At 55.8% G+C, this 17,411-nt stretch carries 21 protein-coding genes; 9 read left to right on the plus strand and 12 right to left on the minus strand.

Annotated elements, in window-relative coordinates; translation table 11 throughout:
• Positions 1-4: 4 nt before the first annotated feature.
• The 4 genes from GN111_RS13620 to GN111_RS13635 form a co-directional block, all read right to left on the minus strand.
• The gene (locus tag GN111_RS13620) at positions 5-601 is read right to left on the minus strand and encodes a hypothetical protein (RefSeq protein ID WP_155304272.1); all 597 of its coding nucleotides are present in this window, start codon (positions 599-601) and stop codon (positions 5-7) included.
• A gap of 42 nt (positions 602-643) precedes the next feature.
• A complete protein-coding gene (gene arsB / locus GN111_RS13625; protein WP_155304273.1) occupies positions 644-1,756 on the minus strand; it encodes an ACR3 family arsenite efflux transporter in 1,113 nt (370 codons plus the stop codon).
• Positions 1,757-1,802: 46 nt separating this feature from the next.
• Complete coding sequence (locus tag GN111_RS13630) at positions 1,803-2,162, minus strand: ArsR/SmtB family transcription factor (protein ID WP_155304274.1); 360 nt, start codon at positions 2,160-2,162, stop codon at positions 1,803-1,805.
• A 124-nt stretch (positions 2,163-2,286) separates the two neighbouring features.
• A complete protein-coding gene (locus GN111_RS13635) occupies positions 2,287-2,493 on the minus strand; it encodes a hypothetical protein (RefSeq protein WP_155304275.1) in 207 nt (68 codons plus the stop codon).
• Between GN111_RS13635 and GN111_RS13640 the strand changes: the two genes are divergently transcribed.
• The 4 genes from GN111_RS13640 (at position 2,492) to GN111_RS13655 (ending at position 6,680) form a co-directional block, all read left to right on the plus strand.
• Positions 2,492-2,929 carry a potassium channel family protein gene (locus GN111_RS13640; protein ID WP_155304276.1) on the plus strand — a complete coding sequence of 146 codons (438 nt, stop codon included), beginning with the start codon at positions 2,492-2,494 and terminating at the stop codon, positions 2,927-2,929. The two genes, GN111_RS13635 and GN111_RS13640, sit on opposite strands and share 2 nt — an antisense overlap.
• A 14-nt stretch (positions 2,930-2,943) precedes the next feature.
• Positions 2,944-3,381, plus strand: coding sequence for an META domain-containing protein (locus tag GN111_RS13645; RefSeq protein ID WP_155304277.1), 438 nt, complete (start codon positions 2,944-2,946; stop codon positions 3,379-3,381).
• A 59-nt stretch (positions 3,382-3,440) separates the two neighbouring features.
• Positions 3,441-5,009 carry a phospholipase D family protein gene (locus GN111_RS13650; protein WP_170302274.1) on the plus strand — a complete coding sequence of 523 codons (1,569 nt, stop codon included), beginning with the start codon at positions 3,441-3,443 and terminating at the stop codon, positions 5,007-5,009.
• A 330-nt stretch (positions 5,010-5,339) separates the two neighbouring features.
• The gene (locus GN111_RS13655; protein ID WP_155304279.1) at positions 5,340-6,680 is read left to right on the plus strand and encodes an adenylate/guanylate cyclase domain-containing protein; all 1,341 of its coding nucleotides are present in this window, start codon (positions 5,340-5,342) and stop codon (positions 6,678-6,680) included.
• Positions 6,681-7,152: 472 nt separating this feature from the next.
• Here GN111_RS13655 and GN111_RS13665 read toward each other — a convergent pair whose 3' ends face one another.
• From GN111_RS13665 to GN111_RS13700, 8 genes are all read right to left on the minus strand, one after another.
• Positions 7,153-7,665 carry a tetratricopeptide repeat protein gene (locus tag GN111_RS13665; RefSeq protein WP_155304281.1) on the minus strand — a complete coding sequence of 171 codons (513 nt, stop codon included), beginning with the start codon at positions 7,663-7,665 and terminating at the stop codon, positions 7,153-7,155.
• A 253-nt stretch (positions 7,666-7,918) separates the two neighbouring features.
• A complete protein-coding gene (locus tag GN111_RS13670; protein WP_155304282.1) occupies positions 7,919-8,416 on the minus strand; it encodes a ferritin-like domain-containing protein in 498 nt (165 codons plus the stop codon).
• A gap of 129 nt (positions 8,417-8,545) precedes the next feature.
• A complete protein-coding gene (locus GN111_RS13675) occupies positions 8,546-9,331 on the minus strand; it encodes an AMP nucleosidase (protein WP_155304283.1) in 786 nt (261 codons plus the stop codon).
• 99 nt (positions 9,332-9,430) lie between these two features.
• Positions 9,431-10,690: a B12-binding domain-containing radical SAM protein gene (locus tag GN111_RS13680; protein WP_155304284.1), complete on the minus strand. Its 1,260-nt coding sequence runs from the start codon at positions 10,688-10,690 to the stop codon at positions 9,431-9,433.
• Positions 10,691-10,742: 52 nt separating this feature from the next.
• Complete coding sequence (locus GN111_RS13685; protein ID WP_155304285.1) at positions 10,743-11,402, minus strand: hypothetical protein; 660 nt, start codon at positions 11,400-11,402, stop codon at positions 10,743-10,745.
• Positions 11,399-11,986 carry an outer membrane lipoprotein carrier protein LolA gene (locus GN111_RS13690; protein WP_170302275.1) on the minus strand — a complete coding sequence of 196 codons (588 nt, stop codon included), beginning with the start codon at positions 11,984-11,986 and terminating at the stop codon, positions 11,399-11,401. Before GN111_RS13690 ends, GN111_RS13685 begins: the two co-directional genes overlap by 4 nt.
• 524 nt (positions 11,987-12,510) lie before the next feature.
• Positions 12,511-13,248 (minus strand): 3-oxoacyl-ACP reductase FabG, encoded by a 738-nt coding sequence (fabG, locus tag GN111_RS13695; RefSeq protein ID WP_155304287.1) that lies wholly within the window; start codon positions 13,246-13,248, stop codon positions 12,511-12,513.
• Between the two features lie 24 nt (positions 13,249-13,272).
• Entirely contained in the window at positions 13,273-13,716 is a 444-nt protein-coding gene (locus GN111_RS13700) for a hotdog family protein (protein WP_155304288.1), read from the minus strand.
• A 105-nt stretch (positions 13,717-13,821) separates the two neighbouring features.
• Between GN111_RS13700 and GN111_RS13705 the strand changes: the two genes are divergently transcribed.
• Genes GN111_RS13705 through GN111_RS13725 form a run of 5 tightly spaced genes read left to right on the plus strand, consistent with a single transcriptional unit; the run spans position 13,822 to position 17,332 of the window.
• On the plus strand, positions 13,822-14,088 hold the full coding sequence (locus GN111_RS13705; RefSeq protein WP_155304289.1) for a phosphopantetheine-binding protein: 267 nt from the start codon (positions 13,822-13,824) through the stop codon (positions 14,086-14,088).
• Positions 14,089-14,119: 31 nt separating this feature from the next.
• Positions 14,120-15,472, plus strand: coding sequence for a lipid biosynthesis B12-binding/radical SAM protein (locus GN111_RS13710; RefSeq protein ID WP_155304290.1), 1,353 nt, complete (start codon positions 14,120-14,122; stop codon positions 15,470-15,472).
• Between the two features lie 56 nt (positions 15,473-15,528).
• Positions 15,529-15,939: a 3-hydroxyacyl-ACP dehydratase FabZ family protein gene (locus GN111_RS13715; protein WP_170302276.1), complete on the plus strand. Its 411-nt coding sequence runs from the start codon at positions 15,529-15,531 to the stop codon at positions 15,937-15,939.
• Positions 15,940-15,999: 60 nt separating this feature from the next.
• Entirely contained in the window at positions 16,000-16,260 is a 261-nt protein-coding gene (locus GN111_RS13720) for an acyl carrier protein (protein ID WP_155304292.1), read from the plus strand.
• A gap of 7 nt (positions 16,261-16,267) precedes the next feature.
• Entirely contained in the window at positions 16,268-17,332 is a 1,065-nt protein-coding gene (locus GN111_RS13725; protein WP_155304293.1) for a radical SAM protein, read from the plus strand.
• Positions 17,333-17,411 lie beyond the last annotated feature (79 nt).

Genomic DNA, 17,411 nt, shown 5'->3' on the forward strand with positions numbered 1-17,411 from the left:
CCACCTATTTTTGGATATTCGCTCTCAAAAGGGTTATCCCTTCCTCCCGAGCCTTGAGAATGGTCTTGATGGCTATGCCGTCAAACTCGAGACGCGGCAGGATATGCGCGTTGAGCGCTTTTCGGTATAGCAGGTACTCGTCCTTGCCGGATATGTTGGCCGTCACTTTTTCCGTATAGAGAAAGTCGTCGATCGGACCGTTTTTCCCATTCTGGTTGCCCTCGGAAAGGTCCACCCGTTGGTCTTCGAAAACGAGGAAACAGTGCACCATGGGCAGGTACGGAAGATTGTACCGGTCCAGGATGGGCTTTGTCCCGGTCACGAGTGCTTCAATCATGGCATAGATGCCGATGTGTTTGTCGATGGCAATCTCCAACTCGGTGGCCAGCGTGGCAATGACCGCATGCTTGGTGGTGCAACTGCCCATCTTCTCCTTGAACAGGATCATTGGATCTTCCCGGTCGGAGTTATAGCCGTAAGGCAATTCATGCACGTAGCGGCAGGCATGATGGAAATCGTCAATGTCCATGCTTAGAAAAGTGCGGGCCATGGGTCCGTTATCCATGATCGGCTTGTCGGGAAACACTGTATAGGGCTGCATTCTTCTCTGTCCCTTCGTTTGGGTACGCAAAATGGAGCAAAATCAGGAGCACTCTTCCAATCCGGCTGGCCGACGGCGAACATGGCAAACGCCGGTCACCGTGTTGACCGCATGGGGAAAATACTTCCGTTTGAACCAGAACGCCACATTCACTAATCCGATCAGCACCGGCACCTCGACCAGGGGACCGATTACCGCGGCAAAGGCCTGACCGGAATCGATGCCGAAAACGGCCACGGCCACGGCGATGGCCAGCTCGAAATTATTGGAGGCCGCCGTGAAACTCAACGTGGTGGACTGTTCGTAGGTGGCCCCCACCTTCATGGACAGGTAAAAAGAAACGAAAAACATCACTACGAAATAGATGCAAAGGGGAATGGCAATGCGGAAGACATCCAGAGGAAGCTGTACGATGTGTTCCCCTTTGAGGGAAAACATCACGAAAATTGTAAAGAGCAGCGCAATCAGGGTAATCGGGCTGATTTTGGGAATAAACGTTTGCTCGTACCACCGGGCGCCTTTGAGTTTCAAACCGATGAAGCGGGAAGCCATCCCGCCGATAAAAGGGATGCCCAGGTAAATAAAAACGCTCTCGGCAATCTGGCCGATGGAAATATCGACCGCCATTCCCTGCATGCCAAACCATTGCGGCAGAACCGTGATAAACACATAGGCGTATATCGAAAAGAAAAGCACCTGAAAAATCGAATTGAATGCCACCAGCCCGGCGCAGTACTCACGGTCTCCGGCGGCCAGGTCATTCCAGACGATTACCATGGCAATGCAGCGGGCCAGCCCGATCAGGATCAGGCCGACCATGTACTCATGGTGCCCGGAGAGAAAGGCGATGGCCAACAGGAACATCAACACCGGACCGATGATCCAGTTCTGGATCAGGGAAAGGAGCAGCACCTTGACGTTGCGGAAAACCTGCGGCAGTTGTTCGTATTTTACCTTGGCCAGCGGCGGGTACATCATCAGGATCAGCCCGACGGCAATGGGGATATTTGTGGTTCCCACCTGAAAGTAGTCGATCACGTCCCGAACACCGGGGAAAAGATATCCTCCGATGACACCGGCAAACATCGCCAGAAAAATCCAGAGGGTCAGAAACCGGTCGAGGAAAGAGAGTTTTCTGGTTTGTGAATCGCCCATGGTTACATTCCTCTATTTGCTCCTGAGAGAATTTGGCTTTCAGGAATCACTGGCAACAAGCCGTCTCCAACGATACCGACAGAATGCGCGCCAGTTTTTCCCGATCCGCCTTGATGACGGGCTCATCCGAAACGGACTGAACGATCCAATCCAGCGCTTGCGTTACGATTTTTGATGCCTCCAGCCCGCGATTCAACCGGTAGTGCATCCAGCGTCCATCTTTACGCACTTTAACCAGACGGGCATTTTTTAGCAAAAACAGATGCTTGGAAACCGTCGAGGGCGCCAGTTCAAGCAGTTCGTTGATGTTGCAGACGCACAATTCATCGTGGGCGTGCAGCGCCATTAAGATTCTGATTCTGTTTTCGTCGGAAACGGCCTTGGTGATATTCATGAATGAAAGCATGTTATATCCTTTAATTCGCCAATTAACGAAATATCAAACATAGTAGCTCCCTTTTCACCTTTGTCAAACGTTATTTAAACTTGGTCCTTTTGGCTGCATTAATTTTAATGTACAGTGCCACCAGCTAAAGGATCGAGAAAGCGCCGATCAATAGCTCCGTCGTCTTCACCGATTTCGAACTTTTGTTTGATCCAATGGCAAGGATATCTATCCTGCGTTTTCCATACGCATGAACTTGTTTGTCGCAGTCACGCTCTACGCCCAGGCCGCGATTGATGTTTTGTAATGCATGCACACCCGGCGCATGGCGGTAAACAGAAAGGGTTCCCATGCTGATCAATCTGCTCTACGGACTGCCTGCCATGGGCGCCTGTCTGCTGTTGCAGTCCTTGCTGGTCATAGCGGCGTTTCGCTATTACGCCCACCGTCGCCCCTCAGTCAGACAGTCATCCTTCTGGCCGACCATGCGGGTGATCAACGGCGTGATGCTGATTCTGGTTATCGGCAACATTGCCCAAGTGGCAATCTGGGCCTTGCTGAATCTTTTTCTCGGAGAGTTTTCCATGTTCGGAGACGCCGTTTATCACTCGGCGGTCAATTTCACCACCCTTGGCTACGGTGACATTATCATGTCGGAAAAACATCGGCTGTTGGGCCCCCTGGAAGCCATCAACGGTGTGCTGATGATCGGGGTGTCCACCGCCGTATTGATGGCGTTTTTCCAGGATGCCATGAAAAAGACCTTCTTGGCACGGCGGAAAAAATAAGAAAGGAGTCGGCAATGAAATCCATGACGATATCCCTATTGGTCGGCTTTGTCTTTCTGGGCTGCGCAGCCGGCATGTCTGGCGAGCAGCCTGCACGCAGCAAAGATCCACAGATGGTAATCGGCAAAACGTGGCAGTGGGTCTCGACGGTCACACCGGTCGAGAAAATCACGGCGGCGGCTCCGGAGCGCTACACCATCCTCTTGCAGGAAGACGGGAACATCCGGGCGCGTTTTGACTGCAACAAAGGTGGGGGTAGATATACCCTGTCCGAGGGCCGGCTTTCTTTCGGGCCGCTGATGTCGACCCGCATGGCCTGCCCGCCAGACACCCAGGATGCGCCGTTTATGCGCGATCTGCAGCGAGTCAGCTCGTTTTTTGTGGAAAATGGCGAACTGTACCTGGAACTGCCGATGGACAGCGGCACCATGCGGTTCCGCCAGGCACCGTGATGTCTAAACAGACCCTTCGAAACATGCATTTCCGGCATCATTGCCCGAGGAGGGCACACGTGCGTTTGTTCTCCAATAAGTTGTCGGCCATCTCCTGGTTGGTCTGCTGCTTATTGTTGGTTGCCGGCTGCGCAAACCTTCCCAAGGATATCGAACGCCCATCGTCATACGCCATCGAAGATGGGAATGAAACCCGCCTCGGCAAAACCTTAGCCGCTGATCTCGCCACTCACCCGAACCAGTCGGGTGTGGTTCTGTTGGGAGGCGGCCTGGATGCATTTGTCGGCCGTATCGTTTTAGCCAACCTGGCCGAACGCAGTATCGACGTGCAGTACTATATGTTTCACCAGGATACGGTGGGCCAACTGCTCATCGACAGATTGATCAATGCCGCCGACCGGGGGGTACGGGTGCGCATGCTCATCGACGACATCTATGCCAGCGATGCCGACGATATCTGGACGGCGCTGGACGCTCACCCGAAAATGGAAGTGCGTCTGTTCAATCCCTTCGTTCGAGACGCATCGAAGAATCTGCAGTGGATCACGCGTTTCAAGGACGTCAACTATCGCATGCACAGCAAGTCGTTTACAGTGGACAACCAGGCCACCATCGTGGGCGGTCGCAACATCGGTGACGAGTACTTCGATGCCAATCCCGATTTGGCCTTTGCCGATCTCGACCTTTTGACCGTCGGCCCGGCAGTACCCGACGTATCCGAAGCCTTCGACGCGTATTGGAACAGCAAGTGGGCCTATCCGGTTTCGGCTCTGACCGGGCCCGCCACCTCCGAACAGTTGAACGCTCTGAGGGCACGCATGGCCGCATTTTCGAAAAGTGAAACCGCGGCCACCTATATCGGAGCCCTGAAAGACTCGCCCCTGGCCCGATCCCTGCGTACCGGGAGCGCTCAATTCAGATGGGCCGAGGCCAAGGTGATCCACGATTCGCCTGAGAAAAAGGAGCGTGGAGAAGACTGGCAATCGGAGCTGCTCATTTCACAATTGTGGCCCGCCATGGAGAAGGCCGCCGATGAACTGCTCATCGTTTCCCCCTATTTCGTTCCCGGGAAAAAGGGCGCAAAAGCGTTGTGCGACCTCAGCCGGAAAGGGGTGAAGGTGCGCATTCTGACCAACTCCCTGGCCTCCAATGATGTGTCCGCCGTGCACGCCGGCTACGCCCGGTATCGAAAAAAGCTGATCAGGTCCGGGGTGACGCTGTATGAACTGGACGAAGCGATCAAGAAGGAGGTAAAAAAGAAGTTCTTCTGGCTGCCGGGGCTGAGCAAATCGAGCCTGCACGCCAAAACCATGGTGATCGACCGCAAGACCATGTTCGTGGGATCCATGAACCTGGACCAGCGATCCCTTAACATTAACAATGAGATCGGCGTCCTGTTTTTCAATCCGGAAATCGCCGGCCAAAGCGCCGATGCCTTTGACCGCAACATCGAGAAGGTGGCCTTCCGCCTTGAACTCCAAAAAAGCAGCAGCGGTGCCGAATCGATTCGCTGGCATATAAAAAGGGGTGATGACGAAATTGTATACAATAGCGAACCATATGCAACCTTCTGGAAAAAATTGGGCGTGGGATTGATTCGCTTGCTGCCAGTGGAATCTCTGCTTTAATAATGCCAGACGGGTCAATGGCCGCCGCTTCCTTTTTCTTTACCGACGACTAAAAACGCACCGTAAGCATTTTAGATATCCCGAATGCAACTCAGTTGGTATGAGCAGATTTACAAATAAGTTAAGGGCATTAAAAGAAATGGGAGCACAGCGGAATCCGAGACATCCATTTACTGGTCTGTATCCGCACTGAAGTTAAAGTGAGATTACATAATCCCGTCTATCCCAACATTTGACAGGGCTGGCCAACTCAATGTAATCTCTAAATAATCCAGTTTAGATGAATCTGCATAGTCAATCATTGTTCAGCGATAGAATCGTTGGGAAATAATGAGCACAACGCAACCAATAACACGCTATGCCAAGAGCGGTGACGTCCACATTGCCTACCAAGTGACGGGTGAAGGCCCAATTGATCTGGTGTTCGTGCCCGGATTCGTTTCCCATGTGGAGGCCAACTGGCAGGCCCCAAACAGCGAGAAGTTTTTCAGCAGACTTGCGTCATTTTCCCGATTAATCCTTTTCGACAAGCGGGGCACGGGACTCTCGGACCGTAGCTCGCAGCTCTTTACGCTTGAACAGAGGATGGACGATGTTCGTGCGGTCATGGACGCGGTAGGATCTGAACGTGCAGCAATTTTCGGGATTTCCGAAGGAGGGCCAATGTCGATCCTCTTCGCTGCAACTTATCCCGAACGGACCAAGGCGCTTGTCATGTACGGCACCTATGCCAAACGAGCTTGGGCAGATGATCACCCATTTGGCTGGAAGGACGAGGATTGGGCTATGTTCTTCACCAATGTCGACAGCTACTGGGGGACGCCGCGTGGCATCGATCTAAACGTTTGGGCACCGAGTGTTGCAAACGACGAGCTTGCTTGCTTAAAGGTCGCTGAGTACATGCGGGCAGCCGCGAGCCCGGGAGCTGTCAAAGCCGTGATGCAGATGAATCGTGAAATTGATGTCCGGAGCGTACTGCCAACAGTCCGCGTACCGACGCTAATCGCCCATCGCACCCGGGATAGGAACATCAGCATCGAGCAGGCTCGTTACATGGTCGAGCGGATGCCAAATGCGAGGTTTGCCGAACTGCCAGGAGAAGACCACATCCCCTGGTTTGGCGACAGGGATACCCTGATAGGTGAGGTCGAGGAATTTTTAACAGGAGTACGCCATGAGCCCGAAGCAGACCGGGTGCTCGCAACGGTGTTGTTTACGGATATTGTCGATGCGACAAAACGCGCAGCCGAGTTGGGAGATAAACAATGGCGCGACCTCCTCGCACGTCATCATAGTCTTATTCGGAGAGAGCTGAGCCGGTTTCGTGGGCGAGAAATCGACACCGCAGGAGATGGGTTTTTTGTAACGTTTGACGGCCCTGCACGTGCCATTCGCTGCGCGAAGGCCATCCAGAAAACAGTCACGCAGTTGGGGCTAACCGTTCGCGTGGGACTGCATACGGGCGAGTGTGAAGTGATGGATGAGAAGGTCACCGGAATTGCCGTGCATATTGGGGCACGTGTAATGAGCCACGCCACGGCAGGTGAGGTTATCGTTTCCAGCACCGTTAAAGACTTGGTTGCCGGATCTGGCATAGGGTTTGTTGATCGCGGTGCTTATGAGTTGAAAGGGGTTCCCGGTAAATGGCGTATATTTGCGGTGAAAGGTTAAATGCGGCACTACTTTGTCTAACCCAGAGAAAATGTGCCCTGGCAAGGATTTTCACACTATCACTCAAATACCGCGCCTGACGGCCGGCCTTAATCCAAATATCTCAAACTAAAAGCCAGATTGACGTAACGGCAGATCGCCGCAATCCCGTAAATCCGAAATCGATTTCAGTGCCTGTACAGATTACAATACCTCATCGAATGTTTAGCCTAATTGCAGTTAGATTGAGTGTACCAAAAGCAAACACGTAACGTAAAAAGCCTTCAAGATATAATCTTGAAGGCTTTTCGCAAACAATGGTTAATATTGATGGTTTCTCAAAAATTAGTAAATTCCAAATCGGCGTCATTCCGGCGGATGCCGGCGCACGTAGTGACGCTTTAGTGCTATCCAGTCATTTCAATGCCTTCTGTATGCCGGATCAAGCCCGGCATGACGAGCCTGGAATTTTTTACGAGACTGTCAATATCGGTTACCGTTGAAGTTCAGTCTCCATGGCATCCTCTACCCGCATGTGCTGGGTATGCCAGATGTTGTTTTCGCCCATGTAGGTCTCCATGTTGCGGCTTCCCAGGTGGGCGACCATTTCAATATCGTCCTGGGCCTTTTCGGTATTGTCCATTTTAGCGTGAAGCGTCGCCCGGCTATAGTATGCGGCCCCGTATTCAGGGTCCTGTTCGATAGCCCGGTCGAAGTCGGCCAGAGCGGTCCGGTCGTCCCGGCGCTTCTCGCTGACCAGTCCCCGCATGTGATAGGCGCGGGCGTACCCGGGATCGATGGCAACAGCCCGGTCAAAATCGTTCCAGGCCTGGTCGAGCATGTCCAATTTAAGGTAAGCCGCCCCTCGGCTGACAAGCGCCAGGGCGTTTTTGTCATCACTGTCAAGACAGCGGGTGAACAGTTCGATGCTTTTCTCGTAGCGGCCGCCAACGAATTCCTGCACGCCCGTTTCGAACCACTGCGTCGATGTTTGATTTTCTGTCATGGTTTCTTCCTCCTTTATGCATACAGCCCAGTTGTGGGTGGCTGGTTAAAATCCAATTTTTATTTTGCAAACCATTATCAGGTCCTCGATGTAAGGCCTGTAATCCGATCAATATTAAAAAGATAACGACGTGAGATAGCTTTTCAACGTTCGGAGGCGGGGAGCCGGTAGTAGTGTATTGGGAGGAAATTGGCAGGCGTGCGGTCACCCCCGGCAAACGTTTCCGGTTGCGGGGGTGACTGCAAGAGCAACGTTAGAACGGCCAGAATCCGCTGTCGTTCCAGATACGTTCTTTCAGCTCCGCATCGATGGCGGCGAGAAAATCCAGGTGCTCTTTCTCCCAATCCGCCAGCCAGCGGTAGAGTTTTTTCTCTTCCGGATCCTGGGCCTCATCGCTGCGCCGGGAATATAGCGCGATCGCCCGCTCTTCCATGAGCATGGCCGCCGAAATAGCCGCGGCCTCGAAATCCGCTGCGGCGATGCGATCCTTGACCTCCGGCGTCAATACCTTCTGGGAAACGGCGCCCGTTGCCGAGGTGTCCGGCGCCTTGAAAGATCCGCTCTCCTTGAACGCCTTGTACTGGTCGGAAAGGATTTTGACGTGCTGGACTTCCTCGGCAGCCATTGTCTCGAAAAATTCCTTTACGTCGGTATTGGTGGATTGATCGGCAACTGTACGGTAAAAGGCCTTGCCCCGCTTTTCCAGCAGGATCGCACTTTTCAGGATATCCAGGGTACTGTTTTCCGTCATCGGTCTCTCCTCGTTTTTTCGTGTGGTCCGCTTTTGTCTCACTTGATACCCGGGTAAAATAACAACGCCAAGCCCGATGGCAATGCCCCCTGGCAATTAAGGGGTCGGCGTGAGTGTTCTACCGGTCGCCTACCATTCGCTGTGCAGTTGCCGTTCGATCTCCGGCCAACGGTTCTTGAGGTTGGCGATGGCATCCATGGCAATGTCCAGGTGGATTTCCATGTGAAGCTTATAAATTTCATCATGCAGTTTTTTGTCCTTGATTCCCCGCCGCTGCAACGGCATGTCGGACACCAGCATGATCGATCCGATGGGTACCTCATATCGGTAGGCCACGGAAAAAAGCGTGGCCAACTCCATCTCGATGGCCAGGATGCGCTGGTTGCGCAAGCACTCCACGAAATCTTCGTCAAACTCCCAGAGGCGCCGGTCGGTGGTGTACACGATGCCGCAGCGCGGGGTGATTTTGCGGGCCTTGACGGCGCCAAGACAAAGCAGGTTCACCGACATGGCCGGCAGAGCGGGAAATTCGACGGGCAGGTAGTGGCGGCTGGTGCCCTCCCCCCGGATGGCCGCCGTGGGCACCACAAAATCCCCCACCTCCAGGATATCGTCGATGCCGCCGCACATCCCCAGCATGATCACCGACTTGAGATTGTCCAGGTAGGCCAGACCATTGATCACCAGGGCCGCCTGGGGTGAGCCGATACCGAAATCGATCATGGTGCAGTCCAGATCGGGCGCGTTGGCGATGCGGAAGTTGCCCTCCAGAATCTCGCATCCGGCCCGTTCGGAAAAGGCCTTGATATACTGCCGGAAATTGGTAATCAACACGTGGCTGCAAAACTTGTCCAACGGGCAATTGGTATAACGCTCCAACGTCTGCCGGATGTACTCGTGCTCTTTGAGGCTCATCGCATCTCCCGTCTGATTGTGGCAACCGAAAATCAACGCAATCTACAGCATAAGAATAGACCGTTTTGACCGCCAAATGTCAATCATTTACAAACGAAACTATACAGCCCTTCCGAACGCCTGCCCGGCCATTTCCCGGTTGCGGGGGCGGAAGGTGCCGTCGGCCTTCTCCTTGCGCATCACCTGCTGGAACAGGTTGGACATTTTCATGTTCTGGGATTCGGTCCGGTAGAAGCTGTCCCAGGCATGGGTCAACAGCTCCTGGAGGCGGTCGACGCTCATGTTTTTGGGCTGAAACACCACCTTGTCGGCCGTGTATTCATCCCAATCATAGGAGAGAATCCGGTCCTGACGTTTGAGATCGGTCCAGGCCTTGGTATGGGGAAAGGGGGTCAGCACCGTGAATTCGGCCAGATCCAGGTCGATCTCCAGGAGAAAATCGATCAGCCGCAGAATACTGTCTTCGGTGTGGGTGTCCAGTCCCAGCAGGATGGTGCCCTCCACGCCGATGCCGTAATCATGGTAGCGTTTGATCCGCTCCCGGATGTAATCCGAGGTGTCGAAAACCGCCTGGTAAACGTACCAGGCACCGGCCTGGGCCGCCAGGTCCAGCACCTCGGGTTTGTCTTCGATGGGATGGCAGCACCATTTCTTCTTCAGCGGAATCATCTCGCGAAACAGGTCCTTCTCCCACTGGGTGTCCTGGGCCAGCGAGTTGTCCACGATGAAAAGCCGATTGTTGTCAATGGCCGCCATCTCAGCAACGGCCTTGTCCACCGGACGGGGTCGGAATTTCCGCCCTCCAAGATAGGCCACGCAGCACGGATAGCAGTTGTAGCGGCACCCCCGCGAGGCATGCACCAGATCGACCATCTGGATGCCCCGGTAGTTGTACAACTCTCTTTTGAGAATATCCCTGCGGGCCGGGCCGACCATTTCCACCGGCGGCGGGTCGCCGAGGTAGTCATAGACCGGTTTCAGACAGCCGGCCTTCAGATCGGCAAACACCTTCTCCATGCGCCCCTCGGCCTCACCAAGAAAAACCGCGTCGGCATGGTCCCGGGTCTGTTCGGCGTGCAGCATGGTAGCGATGCCGCCGAAGATCACCGGCACCCCTTTGGCCCGGTAGCGGTCGCCAATCTCCCAACCCCGTTTCACCTGGACGGTGAGCATCATGGAAATACCCACAACATCCGCCTCGTCATCGAAATCGATGGTCTCCAGATTCTCGTCGATAAATTCGACATCCACGTCATCGGGCAGGGCGGCGGCAAAGACCACCGGGCCGTGGGGGGGCAGGTGAAACTCAGTCTGGCGCATGAGCTTGGGCCAGCGGGGATAGATCAGTTTTAATTTCATGGAACGTAAACCTCAAAAAATATGTGCGTATATTTATGCAAGCGCTGTTTCTCTATCCAGGCGGCTCTTGTATCGAAACCGCCTCCACGAGTGTCATCGTCAGCCGATATCCATGGCTGCCAAGTGCCTGGAGTACGATTTTCCGTGAAAATCCGTCGGCATTCGGCGCATCGGCGGTCATGGTGCGCATCGGATAGCCCCGCGAATCGTATTGGCGCATCCGCCAACCGCCGTCGGGCCCTTCCATCAAGTCCACCGTCCGATTGCGTTCCGCACGATACCGGCAGCCGCGGCTTCCATCCTCGAAAATGCCGCAGGTTGTCTCTCCCTCGGGTTCGACAAACAAAAAGCGAATGTCGTCCATGACTCCCTTAGCGAAATTCTCATCGTCAAAAGGGCCGAAGGCGCGTTTCACGGTTACCCGGCCGTAATCCACGGCTTCGAAAAGCACGAATCCTTCAAGGGTCATCACCGCACATCGAATGGAATCGTCCTCGGGGGAGAGAATGACAACACCGGTGAAAGTCGCCTGGCGGCCGCCCTGGATGTTGGCGCTGATGGTGTGCACCATTTGCCAGCCGCCCTCGGGGAAATGAGAGCGGCAGTTCCCTGCACAAACGGTCTCCCGGTCCGCATCCAGGGGCTGCATGGCCTGCATGGAGGCACAGGCCGCCAGCAGCAGCGCGGCGATCAAAGCCAGGATCGTCCTCACTGCACTTCCCTGAACAGGCGATCCTCGATAACCGGATTGACCTGAATGTCGGTGAACTGCATGCGGGTGTATGCCTTTTCGCCTTCGAAAATCAGCACCTGCTCGATCACTCCCGGCTGCTCGGAAAGGAGCAGTTCGATTCGCTGGATGAAGCGCGCCATGCCCTCGTCCTTGGGGATCAGCACAATACGGCCATTTTCTTCCAGGCGGGCATCGAACATCGGATTGTCCTCGAAACGGCCGCTGAGCCATCCGCCGATCTCCGGCATCACGAACTGCATGGCCTGCATGCGGGCGCCAGCATCTTCCACCAGCCCCTGTTCGGACTCGACGAAACGCCGGGCCTTTCCGTCGACCATGAGAAGAACGCTTTTGACCGGTGAAAAATACTCCCAGCGCAATGAATCGGGGCGCCGGTAGACGAACCGGCCGTTGGACACCAGTGGCTTGGCCAGAATCGGCAGATGCTTTTCCTGAACGAAATCGGCGCTGATGGAGTTCACGTCTTCAGCCGCAGCCCGGATGCCTTCCCAACTGTCCGCCCAGCCCAGGCAAAGCCCGGCGGACAGGATCAGAAGAAGCAATAAAAGCCGCCTGATGACGTATTTGTTTTTAGTTGCGATTTTATCCATCGTACCGCGGCCGGAAGCCGCTCCAACCTCCTGAATGGATTTGTTCGGAAACAGCAAATTCTGTTCGAGATCAATGCTCGGCAAAAAGCAGCAATAGCATCCAACCAGTTATAAAATTTTACTTAGAACGCGAATTGGGGCTTTTTCTGTTCAGATGGGGTAGCTTGGGGTTCAGGCCAAGGCCGCAGCGACACCGACACCACAGGCGTAGCAGCGCTGCGTCGAGGATGGCGGTGGAGTGAGAACGCCGGCATTACCTAAATGTAGCCTTCACGTTGGTTGCGGTACCCTATCCTTCAAAAAAAAGTCACCCTCTGTATCGACATCTTCGTGTCTGTTCAGAATGGGTAGCTTATGGTTCAGGTCAAGGCCGCAGCGACGTTGAAACCGCAGGCGTAGCGGCGCGCTACGTTGAGGATTTCAACGGAGTGAGAACGCCGACCTGGGCCATAAGATGCCCGTTCTGAATAGACACGTCAGTGCATGCCTCCGTTTACCTCAATAACCTGCCCGCAAACATAAGACGCATCGTCCGAACAGAGGAAGCGCACCACCCGGGCCACCTCTTCGGGAGCCCCCACCCGGGCCAAGGGGATTATCGACTTGATGTTGGCCAGCGGCAGATCCCGAGTCATGTCGGTATCGATCAGTCCCGGCGCCACCACGTTCACACGTATGCCCAGCCGGGCGACTTCGGCGGCCAGGCTGCGACTGGCGCCAATAAGTCCTGCCTTGGCGGCGCTGTAATTGGCCTGGCCCCGGTTGGCGATCAGGCCCGACACCGAGGCAATGGACACTACGCAGCCTTTGCGCTGGCGAACCATCTTCTCGATTACCGGCCGGGTCACGTTGAAAAAACCGTCCAAGGTAGTATCGACCACCTTGCTCCAGTTTTCCCGGGACATCATCAGAAACAGCCCGTCGGCCGTAACGCCTGCATTGTTCACCAGGACATCCAAGCTGTCGACATCCTCGAGCAGCGATTCGATGGCCTCCAAAACGGCCTGACCGTCGCGCACGTCAAAACCCAGAATGCGGCCGCTGCCGCCCTCGCTCTCGATCAGGGCCAGGGTTTCCAAGGCCCCCTTTTCGTCGGTATTGAAATTAACGGCCACCTCGTAACCGCTACGGCCCAGTTCCACACAGATAGCCCGACCAATGCCCTTGGACCCTCCGGTTACCAATGCCACCGGTCGTTTTTCGTCCGTCTTCATAAGCCTGCCTCATCAACTATGGGATTACTTGGCTTCCATTACCTGTAAAGTGACTTCCGCTGCAATGGCGCCGTCGATGGTCGCCGAGCCGGCAATTTCCCGCAGGTCATCGAAAACAAAGGCATTTTTCGCCGTCGTCGTGATGCGTTTACCCAGAGCAATGGCCGCCGTATGGAAAACCGCCTGTTTCACCCCCACCAGCCAGCCGCCGTTATCTTCGCCGGCGCCTCTCTCTTTCAGTCGCGTCAACCCGTTGTGGATGCCAGAGGTCTGGGCCACCAGCTCAATCAAGATCAGCGGATTGCAAAATCCGTCTTTGAAAAGCGGCCAGTCTTCCCTGACCACGGAAAGCGCCGTTGCCTGCCGGTCGTCCACCTCCAGGATCTCGTCCACCAGCAGCATTCGACCCCGGTGGGGCAGCAGGGTTTCGATGGTCAGGTTGGCAAAATCCGGTCCGGCAGGTGTCATGATGGGCGAAAAGGCTTGAAAAGGGTTTGGATCGTTTATAGTATGACGGTTTTCGGAAAACGGATATTACACGACTTGCCTACGCCTGTAAAGGAAATGAGAGAGATGCAAGAACGGATCAACGAACTGCGGCAAAAAATTGTTCAGGCCCTGAATCTGCAGGATATCGCACCGGAGGAAATCGACCCGGACGAACAACTGGTGGGGGGGCGATTGGGCATCGACTCCATTGATGTACTGGAAATGGTCATGATGGTGGAAAAGGATTACGGACTGACCATCGACAACCGTGAACTGGGCGCCCGGGTGTTCGCTTCGGTACGGGCGCTGGCCGCTTTCATCGAAAATCCAACCGCCGAGACCCCGAATTAGCTGTCGCTATCTTGTATCCAGAAAATCGCCCATGAAGATTTTGCTGGTTTCCGCAAACACGCTCAAAGCACCCTACCCGGTCTACCCGTTGGGATTGGATCACGTGGCGGGGTCCATCGATGGGCGCCACCAGGTGCGCATCGCGGACCTCAACAGCCTGAACCACGACCAGGCGCTGCCTGACGCCATCCGGGAATTTGCGCCTCACCTTATCGGGATTTCCCTTCGCAACATCGATAACACAGACACCACGGATCCACGTGGATTTATAGGGGGCTATCGAGCGTTGATGGACACCGTCCGGCAAACATCCACAGCGCCGGTGGTGTTGGGAGGCAGCGGTTTCACCCTGTTCCCCCGACGCGTGCTGGCCGAACTGGGCGCCGAATACGGCATCGTGGGCGAAGGTGAGCGCCTGAATCTGCTGATCGACGCCTTGGAGGCCGGGCAAAATCCCGCAGCGGTTCCCGGCGTGATCCTGCCCCAAAGCCCGGAAGCCAATGTTCCGCCGCCCTGGCCCGGCGACCGCAAGCCGCGGCCCCGGCAAGTTTCGGACCATCTGCCCTGGTACCTGGAACACGGCGCCATGCTGAATCTGCAGACCAAGCGGGGCTGCCCCTTTCGATGCATCTATTGCACCTATCCGCTGATCGAAGGCCGCAAGCTGCGTCGGGTAGCGCCCGAAGATGCGGCCCGCACCGCCGTGGAACTGGAGGCCGCCGGCGCCCGCTACCTGTACATCACCGATTCGTCCTTCAACGCCGATGTGGAACACTCCCTGGCGGTGGCCCGGGCCTTTAAAAAAGAAGGATTGACCATTCCCTGGGGGGCCTTTTTTACCCCCCTGCCCCTGCCGGACGGCTACTTCGATACCCTGGCGGCAGCGGGACTCAAGCACGTGGAATTCGGTACCGATACCCTTTGCAGCGAGGTGATCCGGTCCTACAAAAAACCGTTTACCGTAGAACAGGTTCTGGACGCCCACCAGGCGGGTCTGGATGCCGGCTGCCACGTGGCGCACTACTTTCTGCTGGGCGGTCCCGGGGAAACCCGGCAGACGCTGGAAGCCACCCTGGACAATATCGAAAGGCTTAAGAGAACGGTACTGTTCTTTTTCTGCGGCATGCGGGTCTATCCCCATACCCAACTGTACCGGCAATGCCTGGAAGATGGACAACTTGAAACCGGCAGGGACCTGCTGGAACCCGTTTTTTACCGAAACCTTTCGCTGGATGCCGACGACATAGAACAGCAGGTGGTCGAGAAAGCCAAAGGGCGCCTCAACTGGGTGGTCGGCGCGGGTGGAGACGACACGGCCGATATTGTCCGGCGCATGTATGCCAAGGGGTTCTCCGGCCCCTTGTGGGAGTATCTGATCCGCTGATCGTTAGGCGATTCGGGGTCGAGCCAATGGCCGCCTTTAAAAGGTTAGAAAAAGCGATGACACTGTGGTATGAAATGGGGTTTGACGATCCGGTCGATTCCCGTTGGGAAGAAGGCGAAATCCGTGCCCGAATTCGAGTGCCGGCCGATTCGCCCTGGTTCGACGGCCACTTCCCCGGAGAACCGGTGCTTCCCGGAATCGCGCAGTTGGGCATGGTCCACGACCTGCTCTGCCGGGCATTCGACCAACAACTGCCTGTGGCACGGGTAAGCCGGGTGCGGTTCAGGCAGATGATCCGGCCCGAACAGCAACTGACCCTGACCGTGCAGCGCGATGAAGCCGCCGGCAGCCATCGGTTTCGCATCACCGGGGACGAGGGATCGATTTGCACCGGCCAGCTTCTGCTGGCGGACGGAAGAGACGGAAAAAACGCCCCTGATGGGACGTTCAGCACTACCGAAAATTAGAAATCCCTTTCCGGCGTTCGGAGGATGCGCTGCGGACAGGGTCAAAGGAGATCGACGAAAATGGCAGTTAAAACGGATGATATCATCCTGCGTATCGCGGAAATCATGATCGACGAACTCAAGCTGGAGGATGTCACCCCGGAAACCTTCGACCCGGACATCGACCTGGTGGATGAAGTGGGCATCGACAGCATGGACCTGGCCACCGTGGCCCTGGTGCTTCGGGACGAATATGCGGTGCGCATCGATGAGGACGACTACCCCAAACTGACCACGGTGCGTCTGATCGGGGAATATATCGAGAAAAAACTGGCAGCCTGATTGTTTCATGGATTCTACACCGACCTGGAAATTTTCGGATCTGATCGCCGACGCCGAAGTCAAGGCGCGCTGGGAAAAGGTGCGCCAATACTTTTTCCTGCGCGAATCCACCTACGATATGACCCGGCGCTGCAACATCCGCTGCAACGGCTGCTACTATTACGAAGGTGACAAGCAGCACACCCGGGACAATACCCGTGCCGAGGATTGGCGCGAGCTGATGCAAGCCGAGAAGGCGCGGGGCATTACCTTCGTGGTGCTGGCTGGCGCCGAGCCCTCCCTGGTGCCGGACCTGTGTCAGGCGTGCTTCGATGAGATCCAGTTGGGCTGCATCGCCACCAACGGGCTGGAGCGCATCCCGGACTCCGTGGGGTACCGCCTGCACATCTCCGTATGGGGCGACGACGAAAGCAGCCGCAAAACCCGCCATGCCGAACGGATGCTGGTTCGCCAACTGGGAAACTACGCCGGCGATCCCCGGGCGGTCTTCGTCTACACCTTCACGCGGCACAACATCGACCAAGCCGAAACGGTGGTCCGGACGCTGGCCGATCACGGCGCCCGGGTGACCTTCAACATGTTCAGCGCACCGGTAGGGTACCAGGGCGATCTGCGCCACACACCGATCAGCCTGGCCGAGACCCGTCGGACCATGGTCGACCTGTTGCAGCGCTATCCGCAGACCGTTTTGTTCTCCCGGTACAGCGCCATGGCCCACACCCACGAAAAAGGGCTGCACGACCTTTTCCGCTGCCCCTATCCCCGGCAGAATCCCAGCACCGACGTCGGATTAGGCCGCTCCTTTCGTCAGTACCGCACGGATTTGACCTGGGACCGGGCCGCCGCCTGCTGTGTACCGGATACGGACTGCGCGGACTGCCGGCACTACGCCGCGGCCAGTGCAGTGGTTACCGCCCGTCTGTTCCGCCATGCGTTAGATCCGGACACCTTTCGCTCCTGGCTGGATTTTGTGGACACCTATCTGGCGGTCTGGGTCCAGGGCTACGAAAAGGGAAAGAATCTGTGCGACCGGTGGATATCGCCGCCGGGAGAGGAACTGACCGCCAATTAGCAAGCTAAAACTTGAGGGAAGGTTTCGTAAGAAGCCCGAGATCAAGGCTTGCGAATCCCGAGGAGCGAGGCGTATCAGG

This window comes from Desulfosarcina widdelii, assembly GCF_009688965.1.
Classification (GTDB): Bacteria; Desulfobacterota; Desulfobacteria; order Desulfobacterales; family Desulfosarcinaceae; genus Desulfosarcina; species Desulfosarcina widdelii.

Excerpts from the sequence above, each read along its gene's own strand:
- GN111_RS13670 (WP_155304282.1), bottom strand. The coding sequence starts at position 8,416 with ATGACGGAAAACAGTACCCTGGATATCCTGAAAAGTGCGATCCTGCTG.
- GN111_RS13630 (WP_155304274.1), bottom strand. The coding sequence starts at position 2,162 with ATGCTTTCATTCATGAATATCACCAAGGCCGTTTCCGACGAAAACAGA.
- fabG (WP_155304287.1), bottom strand. The coding sequence starts at position 13,248 with ATGAAGACGGACGAAAAACGACCGGTGGCATTGGTAACCGGAGGGTCC.
- GN111_RS13645 (WP_155304277.1), top strand. The coding sequence starts at position 2,944 with ATGAAATCCATGACGATATCCCTATTGGTCGGCTTTGTCTTTCTGGGC.
- arsB (WP_155304273.1), bottom strand. The coding sequence starts at position 1,756 with ATGGGCGATTCACAAACCAGAAAACTCTCTTTCCTCGACCGGTTTCTG.
- GN111_RS13710 (WP_155304290.1), top strand. The coding sequence starts at position 14,120 with ATGAAGATTTTGCTGGTTTCCGCAAACACGCTCAAAGCACCCTACCCG.
- GN111_RS13705 (WP_155304289.1), top strand. The coding sequence starts at position 13,822 with ATGCAAGAACGGATCAACGAACTGCGGCAAAAAATTGTTCAGGCCCTG.
- GN111_RS13725 (WP_155304293.1), top strand. The coding sequence starts at position 16,268 with ATGGATTCTACACCGACCTGGAAATTTTCGGATCTGATCGCCGACGCC.
- GN111_RS13665 (WP_155304281.1), bottom strand. The coding sequence starts at position 7,665 with ATGACAGAAAATCAAACATCGACGCAGTGGTTCGAAACGGGCGTGCAG.
- GN111_RS13700 (WP_155304288.1), bottom strand. The coding sequence starts at position 13,716 with ATGACACCTGCCGGACCGGATTTTGCCAACCTGACCATCGAAACCCTG.
- GN111_RS13680 (WP_155304284.1), bottom strand. The coding sequence starts at position 10,690 with ATGAAATTAAAACTGATCTATCCCCGCTGGCCCAAGCTCATGCGCCAG.
- GN111_RS13655 (WP_155304279.1), top strand. The coding sequence starts at position 5,340 with ATGAGCACAACGCAACCAATAACACGCTATGCCAAGAGCGGTGACGTC.
- GN111_RS13715 (WP_170302276.1), top strand. The coding sequence starts at position 15,529 with ATGACACTGTGGTATGAAATGGGGTTTGACGATCCGGTCGATTCCCGT.
- GN111_RS13620 (WP_155304272.1), bottom strand. The coding sequence starts at position 601 with ATGCAGCCCTATACAGTGTTTCCCGACAAGCCGATCATGGATAACGGA.
- GN111_RS13720 (WP_155304292.1), top strand. The coding sequence starts at position 16,000 with ATGGCAGTTAAAACGGATGATATCATCCTGCGTATCGCGGAAATCATG.
- GN111_RS13675 (WP_155304283.1), bottom strand. The coding sequence starts at position 9,331 with ATGAGCCTCAAAGAGCACGAGTACATCCGGCAGACGTTGGAGCGTTAT.
- GN111_RS13635 (WP_155304275.1), bottom strand. The coding sequence starts at position 2,493 with ATGGGAACCCTTTCTGTTTACCGCCATGCGCCGGGTGTGCATGCATTA.
- GN111_RS13640 (WP_155304276.1), top strand. The coding sequence starts at position 2,492 with ATGCTGATCAATCTGCTCTACGGACTGCCTGCCATGGGCGCCTGTCTG.